The sequence below is a fragment of the Corallococcus carmarthensis genome (genome assembly GCF_003611695.1).
Lineage (GTDB): Bacteria > Myxococcota > Myxococcia > Myxococcales > Myxococcaceae > Corallococcus > Corallococcus carmarthensis.
In genome coordinates, this window is sequence record NZ_RAWE01000480.1 from 1 (window position 1) to 617 (window position 617).

The 617-nt window shown below is 71.2% G+C and carries 1 protein-coding gene; it reads right to left on the reverse strand.

All coding sequences use genetic code 11. From position 1 onward, the window contains the following. Window positions 1-617, reverse strand: a 617-nt coding sequence (locus D7X32_RS44580; protein ID WP_147450542.1) for an AMP-binding protein, incomplete at both ends; no start/stop codon positions are given.

Consider the following 617-nt stretch of genomic DNA (forward strand, 5'->3'; position numbering starts at 1 on the left):
GCGTTGACGCTGACGCGCTCTCCAGGCTGGGCCTCCGCGTGCACGGTGGCGGCGAGGGCGACGCGCAGATTCAGCACGGAGCGGTGCTGAATCATCACGCCCTTGGGGCGGCCGGTGCTGCCGGAGGTGTAGATGATGTAGGCGAGGTGCTCCGGCGTGACGCCCGTGGCCGGCGCGTGCGAGGGCTCGTGTGAGAGCGCGTCAGCGTCGGAGTCCAGGCAGATGTCGTGCGCGGAGTGGGGCGGCAGCGTGTCGCGCAGGTGCTGCTGGGTGAGGACGACAGGCGCGCCGGTGTCCAGGAGGACGTGGGCGAGCCACTCGCGCGGGTAGCTGGGGTCGATGGGGACGTATGCGCCACCGGCCTTGAGGGTGCCGAGGATGCCGACAAGGGCCTCGACGGAGCGCTCCACGCAGAGCACCACGCGCACGTCGGGGCCGACGCCCAACTTCACCAGCCGGTGCGCGAGCTGATTGGCGCGCGTGTCCAACTCACGGAAGGTGAGCTGCTCCTCGCGGCAGATGACGGCCAGGGCTTCGGGCGTACGAAGGGCCTGGGCGGCGAAGGCGTCGTGGAGGCAGAGGTCGCGGGGGAACTCAGCGCTGGGGCCGTTCCAGTC